We start from the raw sequence: 23,798 nt of genomic DNA on the forward strand, positions 1-23,798 counted from the left end.
AGGGCTTTTGGCATAAAGTGAAACCAATAAATTAAGCCCTTCTTCTGAAAAAACAATCTCTGCAGGAGCCTTACTACCCATTAATATTGACTCATAGTTCAAATAACAAAGATAAGCTAAACGATAATAAGCTTCATAGTTGGGGTTCTGTTGGCAACAACGTTCAAGTAATTGATTTAATAATTCTTCATTGATCAAACTATGAGGCAATTCATTTAAATAGTCTACCAAGCGAGTGTATTTGGGTATTACCTTGTTTACAAAAACTTGCTTTTTTCGTAAATCATTAGCCAAGTGATAAACGAATTGATTTACGCCTTCTAGTCCTGTTTTTATAGAAATAACTGATGTCTTGGATTTTTGTAATTCATATACCCCCATCCTCTCACTGTCTACATCCCGTGATGCACTTTTATTTTGAATCGCAAACTGTACGTATTGGCTATTTAAACCGATTTGCATCGCCTCAAATGCTTGTTGTGTTGTCAAAGGAATAAAACCCAAATCACGCGCACGCTCAAGGTAAAAAGAATCAGTGACTGCTCCAACTTCTTGCCAAATACTCCAATTAATAATTTTAACGGGTAATGCCATTTCTTTTTCTAAGCGCAGGCAATAGGCATCCAGGGCATTGCTTGCTGCTGCATAATTCGCTTGTCCTGCAAGACAAGCACTGCTCTGCATGGAAGAAAAAATCACTGCTGCGTTCACTTTAGTGTACTGCTGCAACTGATAGATAAAATAAGCACTGAATAATTTGGCATCAACCACGCGACTAAATTGTTGCCAAGTCATAGAGTTCACTGTGCTGTCATGTAACTGCATCACTAAATTAAATACAGCATGAATGATTGGATGCTTGACATGCAGGTATTTAATGAGCAAAGCACATTCTGCTTCTCGAGTTACATCCGTTTGAATAAACTCAATCTGCTCACCATATGCCTGTAAAAATGCTTGTCCCTCTTCATTTAGGGGACTACGCCCTACAAGAATAACTTTAGCTTGATAAGATTCCATCAAGAATTGCGCCAAACGACGTCCAATTCCTCCCATACCTCCAAGAATCAAATAAGTTCCTTGAGTTACGAGAAAATCTTTCTCTTCGCAATCAGTAGCTAAGTCCAAAGTGTTTAACCAATACTGTTTGTTTCGATAATAAATAGTTTGATGTGGTCCTTCATAAACCCGTTCCACCATGGATAATTCTAAAGGTTTATCAATCATGAACTGTTTGAATTGCCAATGAGGTATTTCCTTAGCTAATGAACCTATTAAACCACTGACCATTGCCGCCTGTGGATGATTGGCTTCAACAACATAAGAGTACAGATCAATATGAATATTTTTTGTGAACAAATAAGTATTTAAAGTACTCTTCAATAAATCAAATAAAGGTTTAATGAACTTGAGAAGATCATGATTAAAAAGATTAGTCTCTAAATTAAAGCTAGGTATCTGCGGATAGATAATTATGTAATCAAGATCAGTATGGGCGGCTAAAAATAACTCAAACTCATTAGGATCAAAGTGACTTAAATTATAACTCAAAATTTTATTATTTTTTTCAAGTTGAGCACTCATTTGATGAATTGTTTCGGCAAAACATTCTGCATAAATGATTAAAATATTTTTTTGGTGCAGAGGTTGATACTTTATTTTCTCATCAACATTCAACTCCTTTGTTATATAAACCAATTGATTCTCTAGATGTTTAAACCATATTTTTTTACGTTGGAAAGGATAGTCTGGCGTAGAATGCACAGCCAATGCGTCATTAGATTTTAATTCATGTGTAAATACTGCATCACCGGCAAGATAAGCTTGTGCCATGGATTTGTACTCATCAGCAACATATGGCACTGTAGATGACTTAAGCCAATTCTGCATGTGTTCAATTAATTGTTGTTGATTATGCCACTGAAATATGACCCGATAACGGTGATGAACTCGTCGTTTTTGTAAGGTAAAACAGAAACTTTGTGGTTCAAAATGATTTGTTTTTTGCAACCAATCAATATAATTGTTTACTAAATTATTCAAACTTGCTTCATTTGCTGCAGAAAGAGGAATCAACGGTACAAAAGCGCTTGTCTGATGCTGTTGAACTACACATCCCTGTTCTAAAATGACATGTGCATTTACTCCACCAAAACCAAAAGAACTCACCGCCGCACAACGCGGAATTAATTCACCATTGATTTGTTTCTCAGGCCAAGGATGGGTTTCCTGGCTAATCGATAACCCCGATTGCTGCAAAACAAGATAAGGATTGATTTCAGATAAGTTCACTTGTCCAGGGATCATTTGATGTTGGAACATCAACAAAATTTTTATTAATCCAGCCAGTCCTGAAGCAGGCTCTAAATGACCAATATTGCCTTTGACTGATCCCACCTCAATCGCCACATTTTTATCAGCAACAAAATGTTTCAAACCTTCCAACTCAATCGGATCACCTAATGGTGTTCCCGTACCATGGGCTTCAATATAACTAATACGTGTTATATCAGTGTTGCTATAGACTTGTTCATACAGTTGTTTATGTGCTTTTGAACTAGGTGAAGTGAGTGTATTTGCTTTACCGGTGTGATTGACGCCACTGCCAAGAACTCGCGCATAAATTGTATTATTTTGTGCTTGTGCTAACGTTTGTTTCTGGAGAAGAAGAACAATAATTCCCTCCCCTCTAATGTATCCATCTGCATGTTTATCAAATGGCTTGCACGTTTTCGTAGCCGACAACATCCCTGATTGAGTGAATGCATTAAAAAACTCATTATCAAGTAATAAATTAACACCGCATACAATTGCTTGATCAATTTCTCCTTGTTTGATGGCTTTAACGGCACGATCTAAAGCATATAAGCTGCTTGAACATGCTGTATCCACTGCCTCACTAGGTCCATTTAAATCAAAATAATGAGAGATTCGATTCGCCAGTAAACTGTGTACTGTAGCAACAGGAATGTAGGGATTATTAATTTGGTAACGAGTCAATAATTTTGCATAATCAAAGGTTGATGCCCCCACATAAACACCGGTAGCAGATCCTTTTAATTGCAATGGATTGATTCCGCCCATTTCTAAAGCATGCCATACTTCTTGCAATAATAATCTTTGTTGAGGGTCCATCACCATTGCTTCAAGCGGGGAAAGATTAAAAAATGCGGCATCGAATGTATCAACACCATCAATAAATGCTCCTGTATGTTGTTGCATGTAGTGCAAACGATTCGCTGGCGTTTGGCTAAAAACTGTTTGTTGTTTTAATAACAATTGCCAAAAATCATTTAAATCCTTGCATCCTGGCAATAAGGCACTGTAACCCACAATAACCGGGGCATTATCTTCAATCACATGATGTTGTTTTTCACTGCCTATGTCTCGCGACTTGTTCGCGGGATCCATTAGATGGCTGATTTGAGCAAGATTTCCAGACCCCGCGAACAAGTTAAGTGACGTAGCTCGAGGGACGCGTTGCTCATAGTATTCAATAAACTCAGAAACCGTCTTATAACCAAAAAAAGTTGCAGGTGTAATTGCCAAATCATAGGTATCATTCAAATGGTTTGCCAATTCAGTAAACAAAATCGAGTTAAAACCAAGATCACCAAAAGATGTTGTCACATCAAAATGGTCGTCAATCTCTAATATTTTTTTAATGGTGTTGGTTACAAAGAGTTTAAATTCCATATGTGCTTCAGACCTGTATTGTTTCGCAGAGCGCGAATGATTTAATTGCTGTAAAACGAGTTCTGGCTCTCCTTGATGCGCAATAATTTGCGGCCAAGTTAAAGCGGATAAGGTTTCAAAAATACGACATCCAGTAGCATTGCTAATTGCATGCATGCCCCACTCTTTTTGCATACGTGTTAAAACTGAATTACTAACCTGCATGCCTCCTTGCTCCCAAAAAGGCAAATTAATACTGCAAGTAAATCCAGTGCGTTCACCTTTGATTCGCATAGACTCACGTAACACAGCAAAACCATCTAAAAATCCATTAGCAGCCGCATATATAGATTGTCCAATATTGCCTAATATAGAAGAGTAAGAAGACAACAAAAGGAAATGATCCAGGTGATATTCCCTTGTCGCTTTATCCAAATTCGAGGTACCCAATACTTTTGCAGTCAACGCCGTTTGAATTGCTGCGGCTGATTGATTAAGGATTAAACTATCTTGCTGGACACCAGCTGCCTGAATACAGCCATTCAACACTCCTCCATGCTCTAAAACAAAATGAGCAATAACCGCATGAAGTTTTTCATAATCACTTATATCAACTTGTTTGTAGTTGATGTTGTTTTGTTGTATCCAAAGCATCTGTTCTGCTGATGGATTACGTCGACCAAGAAGTAACACACGAGCTTGATATTGGGTTACCAGATACTGGGCAATAGTTTTTGGAATAGCTCCAAGACCACCAGCAATGACATACACTCCCAATTTTTTAAATAAGAAACGCGTACTTTTTTTCTCTGGAGTGACTGCATGATAATATTGAGTATGAAAAAAACCTTCTTGATTTACTTTAACCCAAGTAGGCAATTGGCTTTGTGCTATCAGCGGTACTAATTGAGCACTAAATTCCCAAGGTAAAAGAACAACACTGTAATGCAATTCAGGAAATTCACGCTGTGCTGTACGTAAATAAGCATGAACTGCTTGTGCATAAACTGCAGTTTCTCCAAAATCATCAAAACACAAAATCAGGTTTAATTTTTTCCTTGATTGCAAAGCCTGCTGTATGTTTTGCAGTAAACTAATGAGTTGCTGTGAATCTTGCAATTGATTCACCAGAATTATGGAACACTCTGAATCTGTGCCTGGGCTATCGGTTACTTGCAGCCATTCAAATGTTCTTTCAGCTACTTTATCACAATGAACACGCTGCCAGGACGGCTTAAAATAATTCACTGGTACATGGAGTTCTTGTTGTTCGATTTCCCTCTGCTTGAGCACGGGATCCAGGAATCCATCAACATTGCTGAATTCCGCTGTCAAGCCGCGGAACGTCGACAGCCTTGTTTTTTGCGGGATAATTTGCTGCTTATGAATAGGAATCATACAAAAGCCAACAATGTGACTTACTAAATGATGATGCTCATCAAAAATAGAAATATCATAACGCGGAGAAAATTTTCGTTGGGATTTGTCTTCAACAACAACATAAATTTTAGAAGTCCACACGTGAAATAAATTCAGTGCCTCAATGCCGTGTGGAATATATACCTGATCTTCAGGCAACCGGTCTTGTAACACTGAAACACATTGCAAAACACTATCAAATAATCGCGGATCCAATGTAGGCTCTTCAGTAGACCTAGGAGATTCAGGGAGAGCTAATACAGCAATTGCTTTATTTTTATCTTGATTAACCCGAATTGTTTGTACGCATTGAAAGGCTTTACCATGATACCAATTGTTTTGGCGAAATTGGGCATACATGTCATCCACAGAACGATCGTGAGTACACTCAACAGTAAATGGCGCATATTGCTTAATTACAGTCTGTTCATCTAAAGAGGAATAAATATTACTTGAATGCAACATCTCTCCTGATAATTCACACACAATATGGTTTTCTTCAGGTTTAAATCGAATCGTTAATGAGATGTTACCTGTGTCATGATCCGCATAAATTGGATTAAGCCATTTTATGTCACGAATACTAATCTTGGATTTCTTATCTTTATAATGCACATAGGTTTGATAACAAAAATAAATATGCGCCACACCAGGTAAGATCGGACGTTGATGCAATCGATGTTGATCAAAATAATACGCTGAAGTTTCAAGAGATAAGGGGATCTCATGAGCCGTTACCGAATCACTACGTGTAACAATCCAATGTGCTTGCTTTTTAAAAGAATGCTGTTTTGTACAAGGTTCTGGAAGAATAGGATAGTCTTGTAAAATAACATGTGCATTAGACCCACCTGCGCCAAAAGAACTCAGCGCACTAAAACGAAATCCCTTATCCTGTTCCCAAATTGTATTTTTTTCTGGGATAATAAATTGTGTTTTTTCAAAATGACAATGCTCATTCAGCGGCCAAGCATTAACTGCAGCAAAAATCTCTTCATGTTGATATTGTAATAAAATTCGCACTAATCCTGCTAAACCAGCACATGCTTCACTGTGACCAATATTACTTTTAATAGAACCAAGGAATGCTTTATTTTGATAAACATCACTCAATGCTTTAATTTCGATTGGGTCACCTAAAACTGTTCCTGTTCCATGAGCTTCAATATATTTGATTTGCGACGAATTAATTCCTGCTTTTTTCAAAGCAGAAAGGATTACTTGTTTTTGGGCTTCAGGATTTGGCACTGTATATCCATGCATTTTACCGCCTGAGTTCAGTGCGCTGGATTTAATTACCCCATAAATTTTATTGCCTTCGGCAACAGCGTCATTTAATTTTTTAATACATAAAGACACTACCCCTTCAGCATACACAAATCCGTCAGCATTTTGAGAAAAAGTGGCATTGATGTTTTGTACTGAAAGCATGTGCAAATCAGAGAGCTCGACCATTTGTCGTGGATGCACAATTAAATTGACGCCACCAACTACGGCCATGCTCGATTCACCAGTTAACAAACTTTGGCAAGCTAAATGAAGCGCTGATAATGAAGAAGAACAGGCAGTATCCACTGCCATACTGGGCCCATGCAGATTAAAACTATAGGAAATTCGGTTTGCAGCTGACCAATAAGCGCAGGAAGAATTAGAATGTTTTTGGGTAGTCCAATCGTCATTCAGCCACGAATAATAAGCACCACTTATGCCGACAAATACTGCAATGTTATTGTCAAACGCAATGGGAAAAGCATTCGCATCATCAAGGGCAAAATAAGCATTTTGCAATAACAAACGTTCTTGTGGATCGATAAAAGCAGCCTCACGCGGAGACAATTTAAAAAACGCCGCATCAAAACAATCAATCTCATTTAAAAAGCTACCGTTGTACGCATAAGATTTACCTTGTTTTCCTTTTTGCGTATCAAAAAATGTATCATGCATCCAACGTGATTTGGGAATAGGTCCAAATGCTGTCTTACCCTGTTGCAGCATGGAAATAAAATCATCTGCACCTGTGTGTGGAAGCTGATAACTTAAACCCACAATGGCGATATCTGTTTCCCAATGATACTGTTCCAGATTCTGTTCCATTTCATCAGAAGTTTCACAATTTTCATTGTCAGTGAATCGTTGAACCAATGCATTTACTGTATCTACTGCAAACAATTCAGCAATACCTAATTCAGGATATTTGGGTTTTAATTTTTGATATAAATCACTCAAACTTAATGAATCAAATCCGAGATCAGATAATCGGTCATCTAATTGAATCGTTTCACTATCCAAATATAGTGTTTGTGCCAACTGCTCGATGATCCATTTCTGGTTTTGTGTCGAATGAATTTGGGATTGTTGCCCTTCGACCTGTATCTTATTCACGGGACTCATGGATGACTTCGATAAGGGAATTAACAAACTGGACTGTTCTTTTGTTTTTCCCTGACGATTTATTTTGGCAGTAAGAACAATTTGTTCTGCAGATGAAAAATTTAAATACGAACTTTGGCATTCAAACTCGTTAAAATGCATCTTCTGCAATACAGATACCCATTGTTCCGCACTCAATAAAGGTGAGTTTATTTGGCGTAGATGTTGGTCTTTTGCATTCCACCATCCATCAAATAAGCCAAAAATGGCAGTGGTGTAATTCGTCTTCTCCACTAACTCATTCAATAACAAATGCCCTCCATCAACTAAACATTCGCTTAGGTTGTGCAGGGAATTTAAAATATCGCTTGTTGCATGAATGGCATTAGTCGCAATGACACAATCAAATGCATGATAAAATTCATGCTGTGTATCCAGATGCTCCATATTAAAAACTCGGAACTCTACGGAATGCGCATACTCAGAAAAATAACGTCTTGCTTTATTAACCAATGCAGACGAAATATCTGTGAAATAATAAGTAAATGATTGGCCTTTCAATGAAGCTAAAATTGCTCGAGTCGAAGCTCCACTCCCAGCACCAACTTCAAGAATCTTGATTTTTTTTGAACTGGATAGACAGTACTTTTTCAATTTGCTGGCTACAATTTGATTGGCATAATCAGCAACAGCATGATGCTCGTAAAAACCTTGAACTAACTCTGTATTCCCCTGAGGAAAAATAGCCTGCTGCGGCAATATATTCCCTGATAATATGTCCTTGTAGTGAACACATACTGCTGCAAATAATTTAAGCCTGGAAGCATAATCCCCTTCTTTTAATCCATCCTCATAGTCGTTTTTTAGTGCTTCAAGTTGTTTTAGCTCTTTGGCAATAAAAATAAAGTCTTCATCCAAACGAATAAACTGCATTTTTTGCCAGATATGAAGTAACTCTCGAGCCAATAATTGAAAATGTTTTTGGAAAGGAGCCAGAAATGTCGTAAGGCAAAGACCATGCATGGGAATGGACTGGTTGATGTGCAGCAAAAGACTTAGGGCAACAAATTCTTCCAGGTTCCTATTTTTGTTGATCGTTGCATTGGTAATAAAATCGCTTTGCTTTGTAGTTCCAGTAATTAAAGCAAACGGTGTATTGGTATCAATTTGTAGTTCAAAAAGTGCCATCAATTGAGCAAAAGATAAAGGAGCCAAATCATTATTCGCCATATACTGCGAATAATCAGCAGATGTTGCCAAACCAATACCTTCGACCACCCCCAAGGCAGTGACAAAATAGGGAAGACTTTTTTGTTGCGCTGATAAATAACTTTTTAAAGCAGCTTCAAAACTGTATATCGTAGCCCCCAAATTTGGGTAATAGGCTTGGATGGATGTAAAGACATACAGGTTATTGGCGTACTGTGATAGTTCTTCAGCAACTAACCAACTGTTGCGTTGAATGACTTGCATCAATGTCGTGGATAATGAATTATTGTTTTGCTTAATCCACCACTCATCATGTCGTGCAACAGCTAAATGGAAAATACCCGATATTTTCTTTGTAGAAGCTATTTGTTTTAAACAGGTTAGAAGAGCTTCGTTTTTATCCGCATCACAGCAATGATAAATCATCTTTGCTTGTTGTAACTGTATCTGTACTTGTTCATTCAATTGGTCATAGGATTTACGACCTAACACATAAATTTGTGCCTCATAGTGTTCTTGGAGATAGGCGCCAAGCTTTAAGCCGATTCCACCAGCCCCACCCACTAAAACATAGATTCCTTGATATTCAAAACCTTTATTTGGCACATTAGGAAATTGCAAAGTAACTTTATCGTATTGATAAAACTTTCCTTGAAAATCAATCACTTTAATATGTAGCGGGTTTATTTCCAAATTAACTGCTTTTACAAAATGGGTTATTAATTGGACTTCTTCGGAAGAATAGAGCTCATCCAGCTGAAGGTAAATCACCCGTTGTTTTTTAACTTGAACACTGCATGTTACTGTGATTTGACGTATCGCTTCTAATACATGATGGATTGGATTTATATCCGGATAATCAATCGTGATCCAAACATCTTGCATCAAAAGATCATTTAAAGAAAACTCAGTCCAATGAATGTGTTTCAGGTGAGACAATTCTTGGTGATTGATACATTTCAATGTCGTTTGCAATGTGTCAAATTGCTTCATCCTTCCTACGTCCCGCGGCTTGTCTGGGGGATCCATAAAATCTTTCTCGAGGTGTGAATCTATGGTTTCCCCAGACAAGCCGCGGAACGTAGACAATGAGTGAGCAGTTACAGTTTTTCTAAAATAAGGTTCGCGTTTAAAAGGAATCACTCCTAAATAACGTTCAAAATCAATAAAAAAACCCTTAAGCCATAACTGAAGGATCATTTCATCACTTAATGTCAAAGCATCCAGTTTGCTCGCTCGATCCAGATCGACACAGATGCTTTGCCCTTCTTTAAAATGAAAAATACATTGATTGGAAACACTGTCTCTGGAACTATGAGGTAGCATTAATTTTGGTTCATAATAAGAACTCAATAAAGTAAATGAGTTTGCTTCGGAAACCGTAGTTACCTGTTCAATTAATCTGTTCTTAAAAAGATCTATAAAAACAGAATCAATCTGTAATAATAATGTGAGTTCCTCTGGTACAAGAAGTTGTTGCTCAAGTAGAGCAATTATTTCAACCAAGGCAGTAGAAAAACGGTTTAGCAATTCCTTTTTTACCGTGCTTAATTGCCATTTATTAATCACTCTTATCCTTGCCCATAAAAGAATTATGATAAGTTGATGATTTCTAATCCCTTCGTGTAGTAGATCTGCATTGCTTTGTTCAAACAAGACAATCAATTCAGGAGTAAGCAGATTTTGTAAAAGCGCTTTAAATGTATATTGATGCCGGTATAGCTCCATACTTTCAGCAATAAGTCGGTTCACTTCAGATGCTTCTATTACCAAGCCATCAATAAGTTTCAATACATAATCATCTAAATCACTGAGTGCCGGATAATGTTCACCATTTAATATTAAATATGTTTGCATTTTTTGATTGGCTTCTAATGCCAGAGAAACAGCATTTCCATAAGCCTCAATACAACGCATATCAGGTAAAAAATCATGAATCAGATTAATCCAATATTCCGGTAACGATCCAGAAAAAGTATGCTGCATATAGGGTCTTAATTGAATTGGACCTGCTTGTGTACAACGGCCAGGCAGAACTACCGAGTCATGATTCAATGATATCCAATCAATGGATTCATCATGATCACCGAGCCATCCTGCTTGGCGGAAAGAAACATGATGTCCTTGAGTATAAATTGAGTTTAATGCTAAATGATATTTTTGCTTTTGCAGAACATAACCTTCAGAGAGCGCAATGAGTAATTGCAAATCCTCTTTGGTCGCTGCACTGAGCAACAATGGTAATTTAAAGGGTTCATCTGTATGAATTGGTGAGCGTTCAGGAACTCTTTGCAAAATAGCATGCGCATTCGCACCACCAAACCCAAAAGAACTTACAGCAATTTGCGAGTGATTATAAGCAATAGACTCTGTATTAATACCTAAAGTTTCAGGTAATAAAACATTAGGTGTATCTGATAGTACATGGGGTGGAATTTGCCGATTTTTTAAAATCAGCAAGCACTTGGCAATACCTAATAACCCCGCACCCGCTTCCATATGCCCTAAATTTGCTTTAATGGAGCCAATATAACAACTGGGGTAATTACTGCTTAAGGCTTCCAGTTCAACAGGGTCGCCAAGATTAGTTCCTGTTCCATGTGCTTCAACATATCCAACATCAAGACTCAAACATTGTTTTTGCGTCAAACGGATGAGTTTAGATTGTGCCATAACACTAGGAGCAGTCATCGTGCTTGTAGTTCCATTGTGATTACAACTAATACCCGCAACAGCTGCTAAAATGGGAAGATTCAATGAATCAGCCTTTGCCTTTGAAGTAACGAGCAAAGTAACCATACCTTCTAATGGTAAATATCCATCTGCTTGCATTGAAAAAGTATGACACCAGCCACTTCGCGAGAGCATTCCTGCTTTTTTGAAGCTTTGATGCCTTAAAGCACTATCAATGTAATTAACACCAATAACAAAAGCAAAATCGTTTTGACCCTGTTTGATGCTGTCACACGCATCTTTTAAAGCAACCAAAGAACTAGCACATGCTGCATTAATACTTTTACTCTCTCCAGTCAAGTTGAAACAGTGAGAAACTCGATTCGCAACGCAGGCTTCACAGTTATTCAAAAAAAAACGACTGTCACTCTCCACTGTATTCCTTGCATAAGTATGTAAGTGATCAACAGTCATCACTCCTGCATAAACACCCGTAGTTGCCTGTTGCAATTCCTGTCGCGTCATGCCGGCTTGTTCCAGACAAGTATGTACGCCATACAAAGCCAGTTTTTGTTGCGGATCGATATGAGCAATATCTTTTGCAGTAAGATTAAATAAGTCTGGAGTAAAAAAATCCCAATTAGAGAATAAATTGGCATAGGTCATTTCATTTTCACTACGCCACATTCTTGAACTATAAACAGGACTGCGTGTTTTTTTACCTGCAATTAAAAATGACCATAAGGCCTCCTCATTTTCAATATGAGGAAGCTTTAAACTTAAACCTATAAGTACAGGTGTTGTATCATCAAGAGGATAAGTCTTGTTTGAAACTTGCGATAATTCCTGTTCCATTTTTTTCATCTAACCCGTCTGATGAATGTGCAAAAAAGGAGGGAGTATAGTCCGTTTTAAACCCTTGCTGATAAGTCTTTAAATGAGAAGTGAACTGTTTGTCCTTAAGCAAATTCATCGCTGCTTTTACAAACATCCGAGCAATATAATAGCGCCCTTCATTCGTGTTTTTATCAATTTTTAACTGAAAGGGATTAAATTGATTAAAAGGAGGTAAGTTACTTAATATGCTTTGATCGATTTTTAATTCATAACTTGAATTCAAGCCAAGCGAACAAATAGCATATCGCAAATAAACATAGGCTTTAGTAATTTGATAACACGCTTCATCCAGTGCAGTAATACGCCCTTTTTTATAAGCAATATGCAGGAAAGTTTCTTCCAGTGCATTCAAGCGCAAAAAATTTGCGATTGTTGCTACATCAAAAAGTGGATTGCCAACCCGGGCAAACTCCCAATCAATTAACGAAAATTGATTCCCTTCCGTTTGAAATAATATATTCCACGGATTCATGTCATAATGACACAAACTGTTTTTGGGATTTAGACTGAGTAAATGATCTAAGTCATTAAATAGAGACACTACTAAAGAAAAATCCTCAAACCTGGAATCAGTTTCAGCAAGATCTTTTACTTTAGACTTTAATTTCAGAAACTTATCGCTTTCTTCACTTACTCTTTTTTCAGGTACTTTGATTGCATGCAATGCACTAATCACTGAACCAAGTGATGCCAATCGATCCAATGATTTATCCAATGGCCAACGAGGATCATTAGCTACAAATTCATATACTGCTACTTTTTGTGCTGAATTAAAATAAATCATTCGTGGACCAATGCCCATACACGATGCTGCTTGTGCGGCATACAATTCCATCCATCCCTGAGCACTGTCTTCTTCTAATATTTTAATGACGTATTTCTGATTATACGCTTCCACTAAGAAATTCTGGCAAAAAGGCGATAACCCTCCACTCAGTGGTTTTATAGCTCCTGCATTCCAAGGAAGAAATGACTTCACTACTGACTTTAGACGAGTAGCAATCGCAGTAGAATTACTTATTGCCTCTACTGTGCCATCAGCAACCAGCTCTTTGGGTTTCACAATCTGCTCATCGATAAATAAACGCCAACTACGACAAACCAGACGAAGCGTTTGTAGATCATCCTTACGGAGATATTTTAAAATTCCTCCCATAATAAAATAAGGAACTTGTAGCGCTCCAAAATTAAAGTCTTTTGCGGGCTTACTTCCGCTTCCTAATAGCTTGGTATTAAGTTGTCGTTTAAATTGATAATCATTAACGGTTTGCATGGCTTGTTTGATTAGCATGACACTAATATAAAACTTGCCTAAATCGCTGCCTTTATCGATTTTTCCATCACTAGGTTGATATTCATTAAATGCAGGAATTAAACCAATATCGACCTTACCCACACTCAAGGGATCTTTGATATTGGCTGCAAAACTAATTGCAAACCGTAGCAAAGCAATTTGTTGCATGCGTATATAATGCAAGTATTCTTCACTGGTTGGCTCATGTCCCAAATAATGAGTTAAAAGAGATTTTGCTGCAGGTGCCTTTAAACGCAAAGTAGCAACTACAGTAGCTAAATCTAAAAAGGGATCATTTAATCCGGCACATTCCCAATCAATAAAATAAAAATTATCTGGAGTCGCCAGTATATTATTTGGATTAACATCATTATGACAATAATGAGTTTGTCTTACTAAAGACGTTAAATAATCCAATTGCATGAGTGCATATTGCTGCAAGAAAAATACGGGTGAAGCTTTAATATAACTATTTAAAGTCACTCTACGGTCAGTAATTAAGGTAGAATTTTCAACTTCCTCTCGCTTTTTGAAATGCGGTCCAGCGTGTATTACTGCAAATTTTTTTGCGATAAGTTTCAACTGGTCATCATCAAGTCGTCCAGTAATTGAAGGATCATTTTCTACATAACGCATGATCACAACACCTGAAGAAAAATCAAAATACTCTACTTCAGGGGCTACTTTGCTTTGCGCGAAAAAAATAGATGCAAGTACTTCACGAGCTCGACCTTCTTTATGTCTTATATGGCGCAATACAAAACGGTCATCACCAATTTGCACAAGATAACTGTTTGCCCAAGGAGAAAATCCCTCCGTTAAACGCTTTATTGTGATCGGAAATTTGGGGAGTACAGGCAAAATTGCTTCAATATGAGGGCGTAATTCAGAAACATCAGTTGAATCTTGTGCCTCTATAAATAATTCAGATCCCTCATGGATAAATAAGTGTCTCCAGCTTTGGTTTACGACACTTAATCTCTTTTTATCATCTGAAGGTAAATAACGAACTACCTTTTGAACCACGCTTAAAGGCAAAGAAATATCAAAAAATTTCATAAGAATAAACAACTAATTGCTTTAATAGGTGGCATGTTATCTAAATAAAGGACTAAAATCAAATTACAAAATAAAAGGAACTAATATAGTCATAAGTACAAAATTTTTAACAACTTCCGAATTGAGATTCAGTATAATTACTTCCAAATGACATTGATGAATGGATGCTTCCTATTATTTATTAAGGAATAAGCTGAAGCCCTCTTTGGCCTCCTCCGGCCCAGGACTTCTAGTTCCTTGCTCCCAATTTCCAATCCTGGCGGCTCCTAATCCAGCCCTTTCAGCCAAGACCTTAACCGTCAATCCATTTGCCTTCCTAGCTTGCGTAATCCTACTACCAATAATTTTTTTTATGTTCATTTAAGTTCATTTAAGTTCATTTACTATCAATCAGAAATACCCCATTGACTCTAAAAAGTGCTTATTTACAATGGGTTATCAACAACACGTTTCGTGTAATTGATTGATATTAAATGAAGTTATTTGATAGTGCAAGCGTTGTTGGTAACAGTGTTTTTAAAGGATAAAAAGAGAAATGGGATTTTTGTTTGTTAACACCGATGAATTATCCGCGCTAATGGGATTGCCTTATATTCAACAATCAGCCTATTTGCTAGGGATTCGTCCGTATATGGATCGAGAGACCTTTCTTGTAGGCGTTAAACGTAAAATCAGCTATCAACAGCTCTCTGAAGCCCTCTATATTGAACCCCATCAAGGTTTTGAACATTCTGGTAGTCCAAGTCGCCAACAATTACGTCGTATCATTTATGCTCTTGAGCGTGCAGGTCTTGTTGAGATTCAATCTATTGGTAAACAACTCATTTTAAAATGCCTGTTAGCTGATTCGGATTTGCCTGTCCAAAATAAACCCGACACAAACCCGACACATCAACCCAACACAAACCCGAACGATAAAAATAATATTAAATCATTAGGTTACGATAAAAATTATCGAAAACCCAACACAGTGACAAACACAAAACCCGACACACCTCATAACTCAGAAGATATGTATGTGTGTGTGCGCCAACAATTTCAAAAATTTTGGTCTCTTTATCCACAGAAGCAGGATGAAACAAGAGCGTATCAGGAGTTTTTTAAATTACGTCCTGATGACAATTTATTTTCTCAAATTCTTGATGCTCTTCAAGAACAAATTCAAAACCGTCAAGAAATGGAACTCTCTGGTGAGTGGGTTCCCAAATGGAAATTTCCGGCTAACTGGATAGCTCAACAATGTTGGAACGATGCACTACTACCTTTAAGAACCCAGGAGCAAACGCATGCAAGCAATCAAACAAGTTCTCGTAAAAAATCAGCAGCAGATATCCTCGCTGAATCCTGCAAAGACGCAAGCTTCAACTTCGACTTTGAAGACAACCCAATCTCAGAATGCGCAAGTAACGTCATCCAATTCGGGACAACCACTGATAAGTGATAAACGTATTGATACGCTTTTTGCACGCTTTAATGCCATATACGGTTACCTATGGCTCTCAGCATATAACAATCCAAAAGTATTAGAAATTGCAAGACTTGAATGGTCAGATAGTCTCCAGGAATTCGATAATCAGGTGCTGAAATTTGCTTTGGAAAAAACTAAAAAAACTGAGCACTATCCTCCTTCCCTGCCACTTTTCTATGAATGTTGCTTGACGATCAAAAAAAGCATCCAGGCTCGCCAAGAGGCATTAAAAAAGAAAACAGAAGTACATATACGCACTGATCCCAAAGTCGTCCAATTCCATATCAACCAAATGAAAGAAAGCCTCTTTAAAGAGGCTAAGGAGGAAAAATCATGCTGACGTTGATCCGTCGTATAGGCGAGGAAATCTACATTGATAAAGGCCGAATTAAAGTGCTTGTAATCTCTGAGAACGAGGGACTTATCAAACTTGGCATAGAAGCCCCGCGGCATGTAGACATTGAGAGGAAGGAAGTCTTTATCCGCAAATCCGTTGCGCAACACACACTGGCACAGGCTCTAAGAAATAATTGTTCAGAACAGTCAGGAGGCGAGCATGCCTAGAAAAACGATACTATGCAGCCTTGTTTTATGTGTCTTGCACGTTCATGCCGCTAATATCACACAAGTAAGCCGCTATGCCACGGTCAATAATCAACCATTAGCAGCCCAAATTAATCCATTAAGAACAGTTCAGCAGATTCATTTTCCTGCCTCAATTCAAACCATAGGTGAAGCTGTTAATTACTGGCTACGTTATTCCGGTTATCACCTTGCCCCCAAGGAAAAACAAAGCGAAAGCCTGCAGCAAATATTTCAACAACCATTACCACAGGTCAGTAGAAATCTTGGACCTTTAACGATCGAGCATGGCCTGACTGTATTAGTGGGACAACAGCTATTCACTCTTAAACAAAACGATTTGTTAAGAGAGGTAAATTTTAACCTGATTGCAAGGAGAGTAGGATGAGAAAGTATCTGGATTTTAAATGGGTTAGCCTACTTGCTTTAAATGTTTTATTGATTGTTTGTGTGTGCGTAAATAAACAATCAACCACAAATCATAATGAACTAAACACCTTTAGCAAGCAACTCGCATCAATTCAAACCCAATTAAAACAGCCTGTAGAACAACCTGATTTATCGCCCATTACTCAAAACCTCAAACAATTAAACACGTTCATTCAGCAACTACAAAATAAGGACGACCATCAATTAGGTGAGATGTTCACTACCGAACAAGCTGCAATAAAAAAACAACTGGAAGGCATTACCGATTTATTACGCCATTTGGATGAGACTAAACAACCTGTAAAAATGCTCCCAGTAAGTCAACTGCCTTTTAAGGTATTGAGCATAGATAGTATTCAGGAAGTTCCTGTTGCATCTATAGCCTACAACTACAAAACCCAAGCAATGGAAAAAGGGGATGCTTTAGCTTACTGGACAGTCTTTGAAATAAACTATCCCAAGCAAACTATAGAATTTGAAAATACCGATAAAGCTCATGTACTAGTTCACTTAAATCAACAAGAGGTGAACCATGGGTAAGCTTTCTAATCTGACTATAGGACTACTTCTAGGGCAGCAGGCCATAGCTGGTTTCTACATTCCTGGCATTGTCACCCCACTCATACAACAGACTGATAATGCCTTGGCTAGAGCTGGTCTTGCAGAATTTCATGATGAAATCATTGAAGAAAAAGAATTTCAACTGAATGACAATCAAAGAGTAGAAGCCAAAAATTGGGGCTTGAGTGAAACAGAAGAAAAACGCTATCTGCAATTAATGCAAAGCAAAAGCGGTATGTATTACAAAGATCTGCATATGACACCCGTTGATATCCTTGGACTTAATGCCAGAGATGATGTTGAACGCGAACATTTTGCAGAACTTGCAGCTCGCCAGGAAGCCCAAAAGGTGTCGCAAAATATCGCTTGGAACAATGCCTTTTACAAAGCCTATAATGAACTTTTCAAAGATGTGCCGGTGATTGGAGATTTCGATCCATCCCCCTACTCACCCTATGCCCATCAACCTATTCAATTAAAAACAGGTGAATCACTCTATTTCTTTATAAAATCTGATGATGCCGTCACTACCATTGTACTGCAACTGATTGATGCGATTAATCGCACACCAAACACAAAGCTCAACTTGCTCTTTCTGGATATGGACAACAACGCCATACAACTATGGGCGAACAAACATCAAATCCCTATTCAAATGGTGACTAGCCAGCAAATTACGCTAAATCCTGGCAACCAACAGTTTGAAGGCTTACCACTAACCCAGAAACAAACCCCATTATTGTTAGTAGCCAATGGCAAAAGTTCCCAAGTCCTCGATTTAGGGAGATTTTAATGATTAGGATTCTACTTTTACTGTTGGTTGCTTTGAATGTTCATAGTATGAATGAGATACCTTTAACCCTGTCACAAAGTGATGCATCATTAAAATTAAACTTATCCAGCCCAATTGGCGTACCTGCTAAGAGTAAAGCAACCCCAGGCAAAATCAGCCGCAAGACATTGGATACCAATCTGTTAAATATGTCCTTGTTTGTCATAGGTGCAGATAAAACATCCACCCAATGGTTAGAACAACATCAAGAACAATTAAAATCCATGCAAGCTACAGGATTCATTACCAATGTATATGACTTTGAAACCATTGTGGCTTTGCAAGAAAAATTCAAATTACCCTTATTACCCGTCAATGTTGATCCGCTTATGGATTACATCCACGAACAACATTACCCCTTAATTATTGCTGAGGGGGCTGTATGGCAGTAAAGCAATACTCCAGAAAACTGACCATGCAATTGACCATAGTGCTATTTTTAGGTTGGTTAGTAATAATCATTTGGGCGATAAGTCAATGGCTGCTGCATGACTACCCCTATGCTTTTGAAAAAGTGAATGTCCTTGTAAACACCCAAAGAGAAGCCATTACCCCTGTATATCAAGGTTCACTTCTAGTATCCCTTCCTTTAAATGCTGAACCAAGGTGGGCATTAACAACTATACCCTACATAAACAAATTAGCCGTTAATGATTTTTTCAAAGACTTAATTGAAAAATCACAACAATTCGTACAGCTGATTTTATTAAGTAGCCAATGTCTATTAATCAAACTCATTATTTTGTTTGTTGCTGTGCCTTTATTTGCACTGTCTATGATCGCTGGTCTTGTTGATGGTCTAAATCAAAGAGCAATACGCACTGCTTGTTTAGGTCGTGAATCCTCTTATGTCTTCCACAGGCTTAATCATTATTTAAAAAGAGGGCTTGTGATTTTACTCATGCTCTGGCTTGCCCTACCTGTCAGCATCACCCCTGCCTATGTCTTTGTGCCTGTCAGCTTATTGATGAGTTTAATGGTAGCCATGACGGCCAGTCGCTTTAAGAAGTACTTATAGGGAGAAAACATGAAACGAATACTATATCTGACCTTAATGATGATAAGCCTTCAATGCTCGGCGAACAACCCTGATTTGAATGAAACCCTGGTTCGCATCATTAACCAAATTAACGCCATCATGCCACTTCTTGATGAAGCGCAAGCACAAATAATACCCAATGTCCGTATTCAATTACAGATTGAAGGCTTTGAAGATATGCAAGGCCAACACCATGCAGGTCTAAGAGAAGATTTGCTGAATATTCGCAATGGTCTGATTGATTACATCAACCAACCCATCATTGAACCTCGCAAAATCAAGTCTCTGGAAATGGACTTTGTGAGGAAACCCTAATGAGTAAAGACGAAATTGCCAGAATGTTTGCCACCACCTTTAAACAAGCAAGCAACAACATCTCGGCTCATGTCTTTTCCAGCTGTATCCGCTTTATTGCCATAGCCCTGGTAATTCTCGCGGTGATGTGGTCCGTCAACCACATGATGGGCGCTGAGGAAAAACAACAACAGGATTACTTGCTGCGCCTTGGTTCTCGACTTGTCAGGCTCGTAATTGGCTTGATGCTCTTCATTTTAGTGTTATTTGTTAAGGAGACAATATGAAAACAAAGCTTCGCTCAATCTATCTTGGTGTAGTAAGTCTATTTTATGCACCAATATTACTCGCAGATGCCTGGTTCCCTAAAATTTCTGATGCTGACAACATCGGCGATGGATCGAAAAGCATGATGTCCGTGACTGGTAATTACGTCAAACAAGGTCTGGGTTTATTGCTGTTCATCACTGCGGTCGTGACCTTTATTAAATTCATTACTACAGTACAACATGGTATTGAAGAATCAAAAAAGAACGAAGGTTCAATGGTGGCTTTCGGTACTTTTGCTGTAATGGGTATCACCTATTTAGCTATTAGCATTGCATCAGGCTATGTGGGTTACACCATGATTACCAAGTTCAAAATATAGGAGGTGAAACTTATGAGTCAGCCTTCTTCGCGTCATCTATCACACGACTACCCTGCCTGGAAAGGTTTGAGTCTGCGTGAACTGTTTTGGATTGTCATCACCACGACTCCAGTAACTACTGTCTTTTTTGTCCTTTTGGGATACATGGCAGGGTTTCCACTAGCTTCTGGCTGTATTGGGTTTGTAGTTGGATTCATTCTATCTATTACCATATGGCCTAAAAGCATTGCCCGCATTAAAGAGAGCAAGCCTTATGGTTATGTGATGAAGAAAACCATCAGTTGGATGGTGCGATTAAGGCTCAAACAATCTCCCTGGATTCATTATCGGGGACGTTGGCAAAAAAATAAGTCTGTAGGAGCACCCCATGTTTGAATACTGGAGAAAAATCGACAGCCTTCATCACCATAACCGATTATTACTGGCCTTTGTCGGTATTTTATCGATCATTGTCTTTGCTTTAGTCATCACCTTGATGATCATACCCAAACGTTATGAATTTTGGCTCAGTCCCAATATGGCTGCCAATGGTGGTTTAATGAAAGCCAGTGAAATCCCTAATGAATACGTACAAGGTTTTGTCACTTCACTGACGCCTACTCTTTACAGCTGGTCAAATCAAGGCAAGGAAGAATTTAATCGAAACATCAAAGCATTTCATTATTACTTCACACCGCGTCATGAACAATTAATGCGTGGCACCCTGGCCGCATATAAAAACGCACAGCTCTTTGATCGTACACAAATTGTAAGTCTTTATCGTTTTATGGAGCCGCAAGACATCCAAAAAATTGGTCCTGATACCTGGGAGGTCAAAATGGTACTGCGCATTACTCAGAGATTGAAAGATAACAGTGCTATGGTAATTGCCGACAAAGTGGTTGCCTATAGTCTTCGCGTAGTCAAACTCAATCTTTCTCGATTGCACAATCCATTCCAATTAGCGCTGGATGGCTATACCCGTCCTGAAGTGCGCTTACAAGATCTACTTGTCGATACGGAGGAACAGCATGAAAAGCATTAAAACAATCTTTCTCATTATAGGACTAAGTGTTATGAACTTAAGTTATGCCTTACAGAGTGAACATCTGGTTTGGGAAAAAGTACCTTTGAATATTGAATTGCCAGTTAATCAAGAGCGCCTGATTCAATTTCCTCAAGCAATCAAGATTATTGATCAGCAATTAAATCCTAACATTGATGCTTTAAAAGTGAAAAGTAGCCTTTATCTGAAGGCAAAGGAATCCTTTAAGGACAATCGTCTGATTGTTCAGCTTTTGCCAGAAGGTGAAGTCATCATTCTCAATCTCAAAGCAGATTCTCAAATGACGAACACCACTCCCATAGAAATACTCATTGATGATCCCAAAACAAATCATCACTCTGCCTCAAGTCAATATGAATACAATGCCATCCAATTGACTCGATTTGCGATTCAAGCCTTGTACTCTCCAGAACGTGTCCGTGAAATCCCTGAAGGCATTTATCGTACACCAATGCAAACCCATAAAATGATTCCACTATTTTATGGAGCCAGCATTGAAACCCATCCTCTTGCTTCATGGCGTGGAAGTAATCTCTATATCACTGCAGTTGATCTTAAAAATATGTTGAACAAGCCGCTCCATTTACAATTTTCAAACCTAATGGGGCATTGGCAAACCGCTAGTTTTTATCCTAGAAGCATACTGCCTGCACGCAATCAACATGAAAGTACCACTGTTTTCCTAGTTTCAGATCAACCTTTTACCGCAGCTCTAATGCAACAAGGGAGATTCAATCGATGAATAAAAATAATGGCATTAAAATTTTGGCTGGTTCCGTAGTGGTTGTGGTAATTCTTATTCTCATTAACAGCCGCCAAACTACTCCTATCAATGACCCTATATCAAATCCCAACAATTTTGGTGAAGCCATTGCCAGCCAGTTCAACGATAACATTAGAGATGTTTCTGCTCGTTTATTAGAAACAGAAAAAAAATTGGAGCAGATGCATCAAGAAAATAAATCACTACAAAAACAATTAAAACAACCTAAGACAGAATCCAACCATGGATTACGCGATGAATTAATGTCACTCAAAGAGCAAATTACTTCACTGACACAAAATCAATCTCAAGCCTACCCTATGGAAGAAAGTACACCCAAGATATCAGGCCAAATCAAAGATCTGGATACATTGCTCGATAAAATCCCAACTGAAAACAAATTGTCAGACACCAGTGAATCTTCTGCAAAAGAAGAAGAACCAAATAAAACCCCATTTTATACCATTCCAGCAGGCAGTGATTTTAGTAAAGTGACTCTATTATCCGCCCTAATTGGTGAAGTCCCAGTTGAAGGAAAATTGATGCAACCGTTATTTCCTTTCAATGCCATAGTCAGTCGTGGTGATTTAATGACTGCCAATGGAATGCAACTACCCGAAGAAATTACTGGCATGAAAATCAGTGGTTATGCCATAGGTGTGGGGTCCTTTTTGGATAACATCAGTTGTGTACGTGCCTATGTTACTTCAGCGTTATTTGTCTTTGATGATGGCCACTTTGTCAGCGTTGGCCAGGAACAAATGAAAAGTTCAGCTGAGCTCGTTAACAATGACAGCATAGGCTATCTCACCAATCAATACGGCAATCCGTGCATTAAAGGCCAATACATCACCAATGCCCCAAGAGTTCTAACTTCATTAATGATTGCTGGTGGAGTCCAAGGCGCAGGGGCCGCTTTATCTAAATGGCAAATGAGTTATCAAGCTGAAGGTGGTGAAGCCATTGCCACACCTACTGGAGAAATCACTCATTTTGCAGCTGGAGGAGCCATCAGTGAGGGCAGTCAAAAAGTAACCGAATGGCTTGAGAAAAGAATTCAAGGCAGTTTCGATATGGTGTTTGTTCCTGCCAGCATTAAATCCAATTCAAGATTTATTCCAAACCAACTCAGTCTTCATTTCAGTCAAACCATTGCCATTGATAAAGAAAACCAAGGGAGAGTATTAGATTATGGTTACCATCAACAAAAACACTTTGATAATGCTTTGCGCTAGTCTGGCTTTAAGTGCCTGTTCGACCGCAAAAATGTCTCAAAGCCCTATTCCTGATCAGGGTTTAACGGTTAGTCAGCTTTATCAACAAAGCATGCAACAACCTATCCAGAGGCCAGTATCACATCAGGTAAAGCTCGAAACATCAAGCGAAGAATTTAAGCAGCTTCCCAATCCAGAAGTGCCGATTCATGTGTTTGCCCATGTAGCGCAACTCGGAGATGAACAAATCATTAAACCCGGCTACACAACGCGCTTTTTTCTTTATAAACAAAACCAGTATGCCCTGGCATCAGAACTGTATTAGG

The 23,798-nt window shown here is 38.3% G+C and carries 19 protein-coding genes (1 of these 19 only partly in view); 16 read left to right on the forward strand and 3 right to left on the reverse strand.

Annotated features, from left to right (window positions below; all coding sequences use genetic code 11):
• The 3 genes from Lani_RS20330 to Lani_RS16695 all read right to left on the reverse strand — a co-directional run.
• Window positions 1-12,210, reverse strand: the 5' portion of a protein-coding gene (locus Lani_RS20330) for an SDR family NAD(P)-dependent oxidoreductase (RefSeq protein WP_019234880.1). Its footprint begins 999 nt before the window's first position; the window shows 12,210 of its 13,209 coding nt (coding positions 1-12,210); the start codon lies at window positions 12,208-12,210; its stop codon lies beyond the left edge, outside the window.
• Entirely contained in the window at window positions 12,155-14,596 is a 2,442-nt protein-coding gene (locus Lani_RS16690; RefSeq protein ID WP_019234879.1) for a phosphotransferase, read from the reverse strand. The genes Lani_RS20330 and Lani_RS16690 overlap by 56 nt, the downstream gene beginning before the upstream one ends.
• 174 nt (window positions 14,597-14,770) lie before the next feature.
• The gene (locus tag Lani_RS16695; RefSeq protein WP_019234878.1) at window positions 14,771-14,956 is read right to left on the reverse strand and encodes a helix-turn-helix domain-containing protein; all 186 of its coding nucleotides are present in this window, start codon (window positions 14,954-14,956) and stop codon (window positions 14,771-14,773) included.
• Between the two features lie 175 nt (window positions 14,957-15,131).
• On the opposite strand from Lani_RS16695, the gene Lani_RS16700 reads away from it, so the two are divergent.
• The 16 genes from Lani_RS16700 (at window position 15,132) to Lani_RS16775 (ending at window position 23,797) form a co-directional block, all read left to right on the forward strand.
• Entirely contained in the window at window positions 15,132-16,037 is a 906-nt protein-coding gene (locus tag Lani_RS16700) for a hypothetical protein (RefSeq protein WP_019234877.1), read from the forward strand.
• Between the two features lie 136 nt (window positions 16,038-16,173).
• Complete coding sequence (locus Lani_RS20980; protein ID WP_019234876.1) at window positions 16,174-16,404, forward strand: hypothetical protein; 231 nt, start codon at window positions 16,174-16,176, stop codon at window positions 16,402-16,404.
• Window positions 16,398-16,628: a carbon storage regulator gene (locus Lani_RS16710; protein ID WP_019234875.1), complete on the forward strand. Its 231-nt coding sequence runs from the start codon at window positions 16,398-16,400 to the stop codon at window positions 16,626-16,628. Before Lani_RS20980 ends, Lani_RS16710 begins: the two co-directional genes overlap by 7 nt.
• Window positions 16,621-17,034 (forward strand): PFGI-1 class ICE element type IV pilus protein PilL2, encoded by a 414-nt coding sequence (gene pilL2, locus Lani_RS16715; protein ID WP_019234874.1) that lies wholly within the window; start codon window positions 16,621-16,623, stop codon window positions 17,032-17,034. The genes Lani_RS16710 and pilL2 overlap by 8 nt, the downstream gene beginning before the upstream one ends.
• Window positions 17,031-17,615: a hypothetical protein gene (locus Lani_RS16720; RefSeq protein ID WP_019234873.1), complete on the forward strand. Its 585-nt coding sequence runs from the start codon at window positions 17,031-17,033 to the stop codon at window positions 17,613-17,615. Before pilL2 ends, Lani_RS16720 begins: the two co-directional genes overlap by 4 nt.
• Window positions 17,608-18,429 (forward strand): TIGR03759 family integrating conjugative element protein, encoded by an 822-nt coding sequence (locus Lani_RS16725; RefSeq protein WP_019234872.1) that lies wholly within the window; start codon window positions 17,608-17,610, stop codon window positions 18,427-18,429. Before Lani_RS16720 ends, Lani_RS16725 begins: the two co-directional genes overlap by 8 nt.
• On the forward strand, window positions 18,429-18,860 hold the full coding sequence (locus tag Lani_RS16730) for an integrating conjugative element protein (protein WP_019234871.1): 432 nt from the start codon (window positions 18,429-18,431) through the stop codon (window positions 18,858-18,860). The genes Lani_RS16725 and Lani_RS16730 overlap by 1 nt, the downstream gene beginning before the upstream one ends.
• Window positions 18,851-19,486 carry a TIGR03747 family integrating conjugative element membrane protein gene (locus tag Lani_RS16735; RefSeq protein WP_019234870.1) on the forward strand — a complete coding sequence of 212 codons (636 nt, stop codon included), beginning with the start codon at window positions 18,851-18,853 and terminating at the stop codon, window positions 19,484-19,486. The genes Lani_RS16730 and Lani_RS16735 overlap by 10 nt, the downstream gene beginning before the upstream one ends.
• A gap of 9 nt (window positions 19,487-19,495) precedes the next feature.
• Entirely contained in the window at window positions 19,496-19,822 is a 327-nt protein-coding gene (locus Lani_RS16740; protein ID WP_019234869.1) for an RAQPRD family integrative conjugative element protein, read from the forward strand.
• Entirely contained in the window at window positions 19,822-20,088 is a 267-nt protein-coding gene (locus Lani_RS16745) for a hypothetical protein (RefSeq protein WP_019234868.1), read from the forward strand. Before Lani_RS16740 ends, Lani_RS16745 begins: the two co-directional genes overlap by 1 nt.
• Window positions 20,085-20,450 carry a hypothetical protein gene (locus Lani_RS16750; RefSeq protein ID WP_019234867.1) on the forward strand — a complete coding sequence of 122 codons (366 nt, stop codon included), beginning with the start codon at window positions 20,085-20,087 and terminating at the stop codon, window positions 20,448-20,450. Before Lani_RS16745 ends, Lani_RS16750 begins: the two co-directional genes overlap by 4 nt.
• Window positions 20,451-20,462: 12 nt before the next feature.
• Window positions 20,463-20,825 (forward strand): TIGR03750 family conjugal transfer protein, encoded by a 363-nt coding sequence (locus Lani_RS16755; RefSeq protein WP_019234866.1) that lies wholly within the window; start codon window positions 20,463-20,465, stop codon window positions 20,823-20,825.
• Window positions 20,818-21,474, forward strand: coding sequence for a DUF2895 family protein (locus Lani_RS16760; RefSeq protein ID WP_019234865.1), 657 nt, complete (start codon window positions 20,818-20,820; stop codon window positions 21,472-21,474). The genes Lani_RS16755 and Lani_RS16760 overlap by 8 nt, the downstream gene beginning before the upstream one ends.
• Window positions 21,461-22,237 (forward strand): TIGR03749 family integrating conjugative element protein, encoded by a 777-nt coding sequence (locus tag Lani_RS16765; protein WP_019234864.1) that lies wholly within the window; start codon window positions 21,461-21,463, stop codon window positions 22,235-22,237. The genes Lani_RS16760 and Lani_RS16765 overlap by 14 nt, the downstream gene beginning before the upstream one ends.
• Window positions 22,234-23,493, forward strand: a complete 1,260-nt coding sequence (locus tag Lani_RS16770; RefSeq protein ID WP_019234863.1) for a TIGR03752 family integrating conjugative element protein — start codon at window positions 22,234-22,236, stop codon at window positions 23,491-23,493. Before Lani_RS16765 ends, Lani_RS16770 begins: the two co-directional genes overlap by 4 nt.
• A complete protein-coding gene (locus tag Lani_RS16775) occupies window positions 23,450-23,797 on the forward strand; it encodes a TIGR03751 family conjugal transfer lipoprotein (RefSeq protein WP_019234862.1) in 348 nt (115 codons plus the stop codon). Before Lani_RS16770 ends, Lani_RS16775 begins: the two co-directional genes overlap by 44 nt.
• Window position 23,798: the final 1 nt, after the last annotated feature.

Origin of the sequence: Legionella anisa, from assembly GCF_001467525.1 — a bacterium.
Taxonomy (GTDB): Bacteria; Pseudomonadota; Gammaproteobacteria; order Legionellales; family Legionellaceae; genus Legionella; species Legionella anisa.

Excerpts from the sequence above, each read along its gene's own strand:
- Lani_RS16745 (WP_019234868.1), top strand. The coding sequence starts at position 19,822 with ATGAGTAAAGACGAAATTGCCAGAATGTTTGCCACCACCTTTAAACAA.
- Lani_RS16700 (WP_019234877.1), top strand. The coding sequence starts at position 15,132 with ATGGGATTTTTGTTTGTTAACACCGATGAATTATCCGCGCTAATGGGA.
- Lani_RS16710 (WP_019234875.1), top strand. The coding sequence starts at position 16,398 with ATGCTGACGTTGATCCGTCGTATAGGCGAGGAAATCTACATTGATAAA.
- Lani_RS16690 (WP_019234879.1), bottom strand. The coding sequence starts at position 14,596 with ATGAAATTTTTTGATATTTCTTTGCCTTTAAGCGTGGTTCAAAAGGTA.
- Lani_RS16730 (WP_019234871.1), top strand. The coding sequence starts at position 18,429 with ATGATTAGGATTCTACTTTTACTGTTGGTTGCTTTGAATGTTCATAGT.
- Lani_RS16770 (WP_019234863.1), top strand. The coding sequence starts at position 22,234 with ATGAATAAAAATAATGGCATTAAAATTTTGGCTGGTTCCGTAGTGGTT.
- Lani_RS16755 (WP_019234866.1), top strand. The coding sequence starts at position 20,463 with ATGAGTCAGCCTTCTTCGCGTCATCTATCACACGACTACCCTGCCTGG.
- Lani_RS16750 (WP_019234867.1), top strand. The coding sequence starts at position 20,085 with ATGAAAACAAAGCTTCGCTCAATCTATCTTGGTGTAGTAAGTCTATTT.
- Lani_RS16695 (WP_019234878.1), bottom strand. The coding sequence starts at position 14,956 with ATGAACATAAAAAAAATTATTGGTAGTAGGATTACGCAAGCTAGGAAG.
- Lani_RS16740 (WP_019234869.1), top strand. The coding sequence starts at position 19,496 with ATGAAACGAATACTATATCTGACCTTAATGATGATAAGCCTTCAATGC.
- Lani_RS16725 (WP_019234872.1), top strand. The coding sequence starts at position 17,608 with ATGGGTAAGCTTTCTAATCTGACTATAGGACTACTTCTAGGGCAGCAG.
- Lani_RS16735 (WP_019234870.1), top strand. The coding sequence starts at position 18,851 with ATGGCAGTAAAGCAATACTCCAGAAAACTGACCATGCAATTGACCATA.
- Lani_RS16760 (WP_019234865.1), top strand. The coding sequence starts at position 20,818 with ATGTTTGAATACTGGAGAAAAATCGACAGCCTTCATCACCATAACCGA.
- Lani_RS16765 (WP_019234864.1), top strand. The coding sequence starts at position 21,461 with ATGAAAAGCATTAAAACAATCTTTCTCATTATAGGACTAAGTGTTATG.
- Lani_RS16720 (WP_019234873.1), top strand. The coding sequence starts at position 17,031 with ATGAGAAAGTATCTGGATTTTAAATGGGTTAGCCTACTTGCTTTAAAT.
- pilL2 (WP_019234874.1), top strand. The coding sequence starts at position 16,621 with ATGCCTAGAAAAACGATACTATGCAGCCTTGTTTTATGTGTCTTGCAC.
- Lani_RS16775 (WP_019234862.1), top strand. The coding sequence starts at position 23,450 with ATGGTTACCATCAACAAAAACACTTTGATAATGCTTTGCGCTAGTCTG.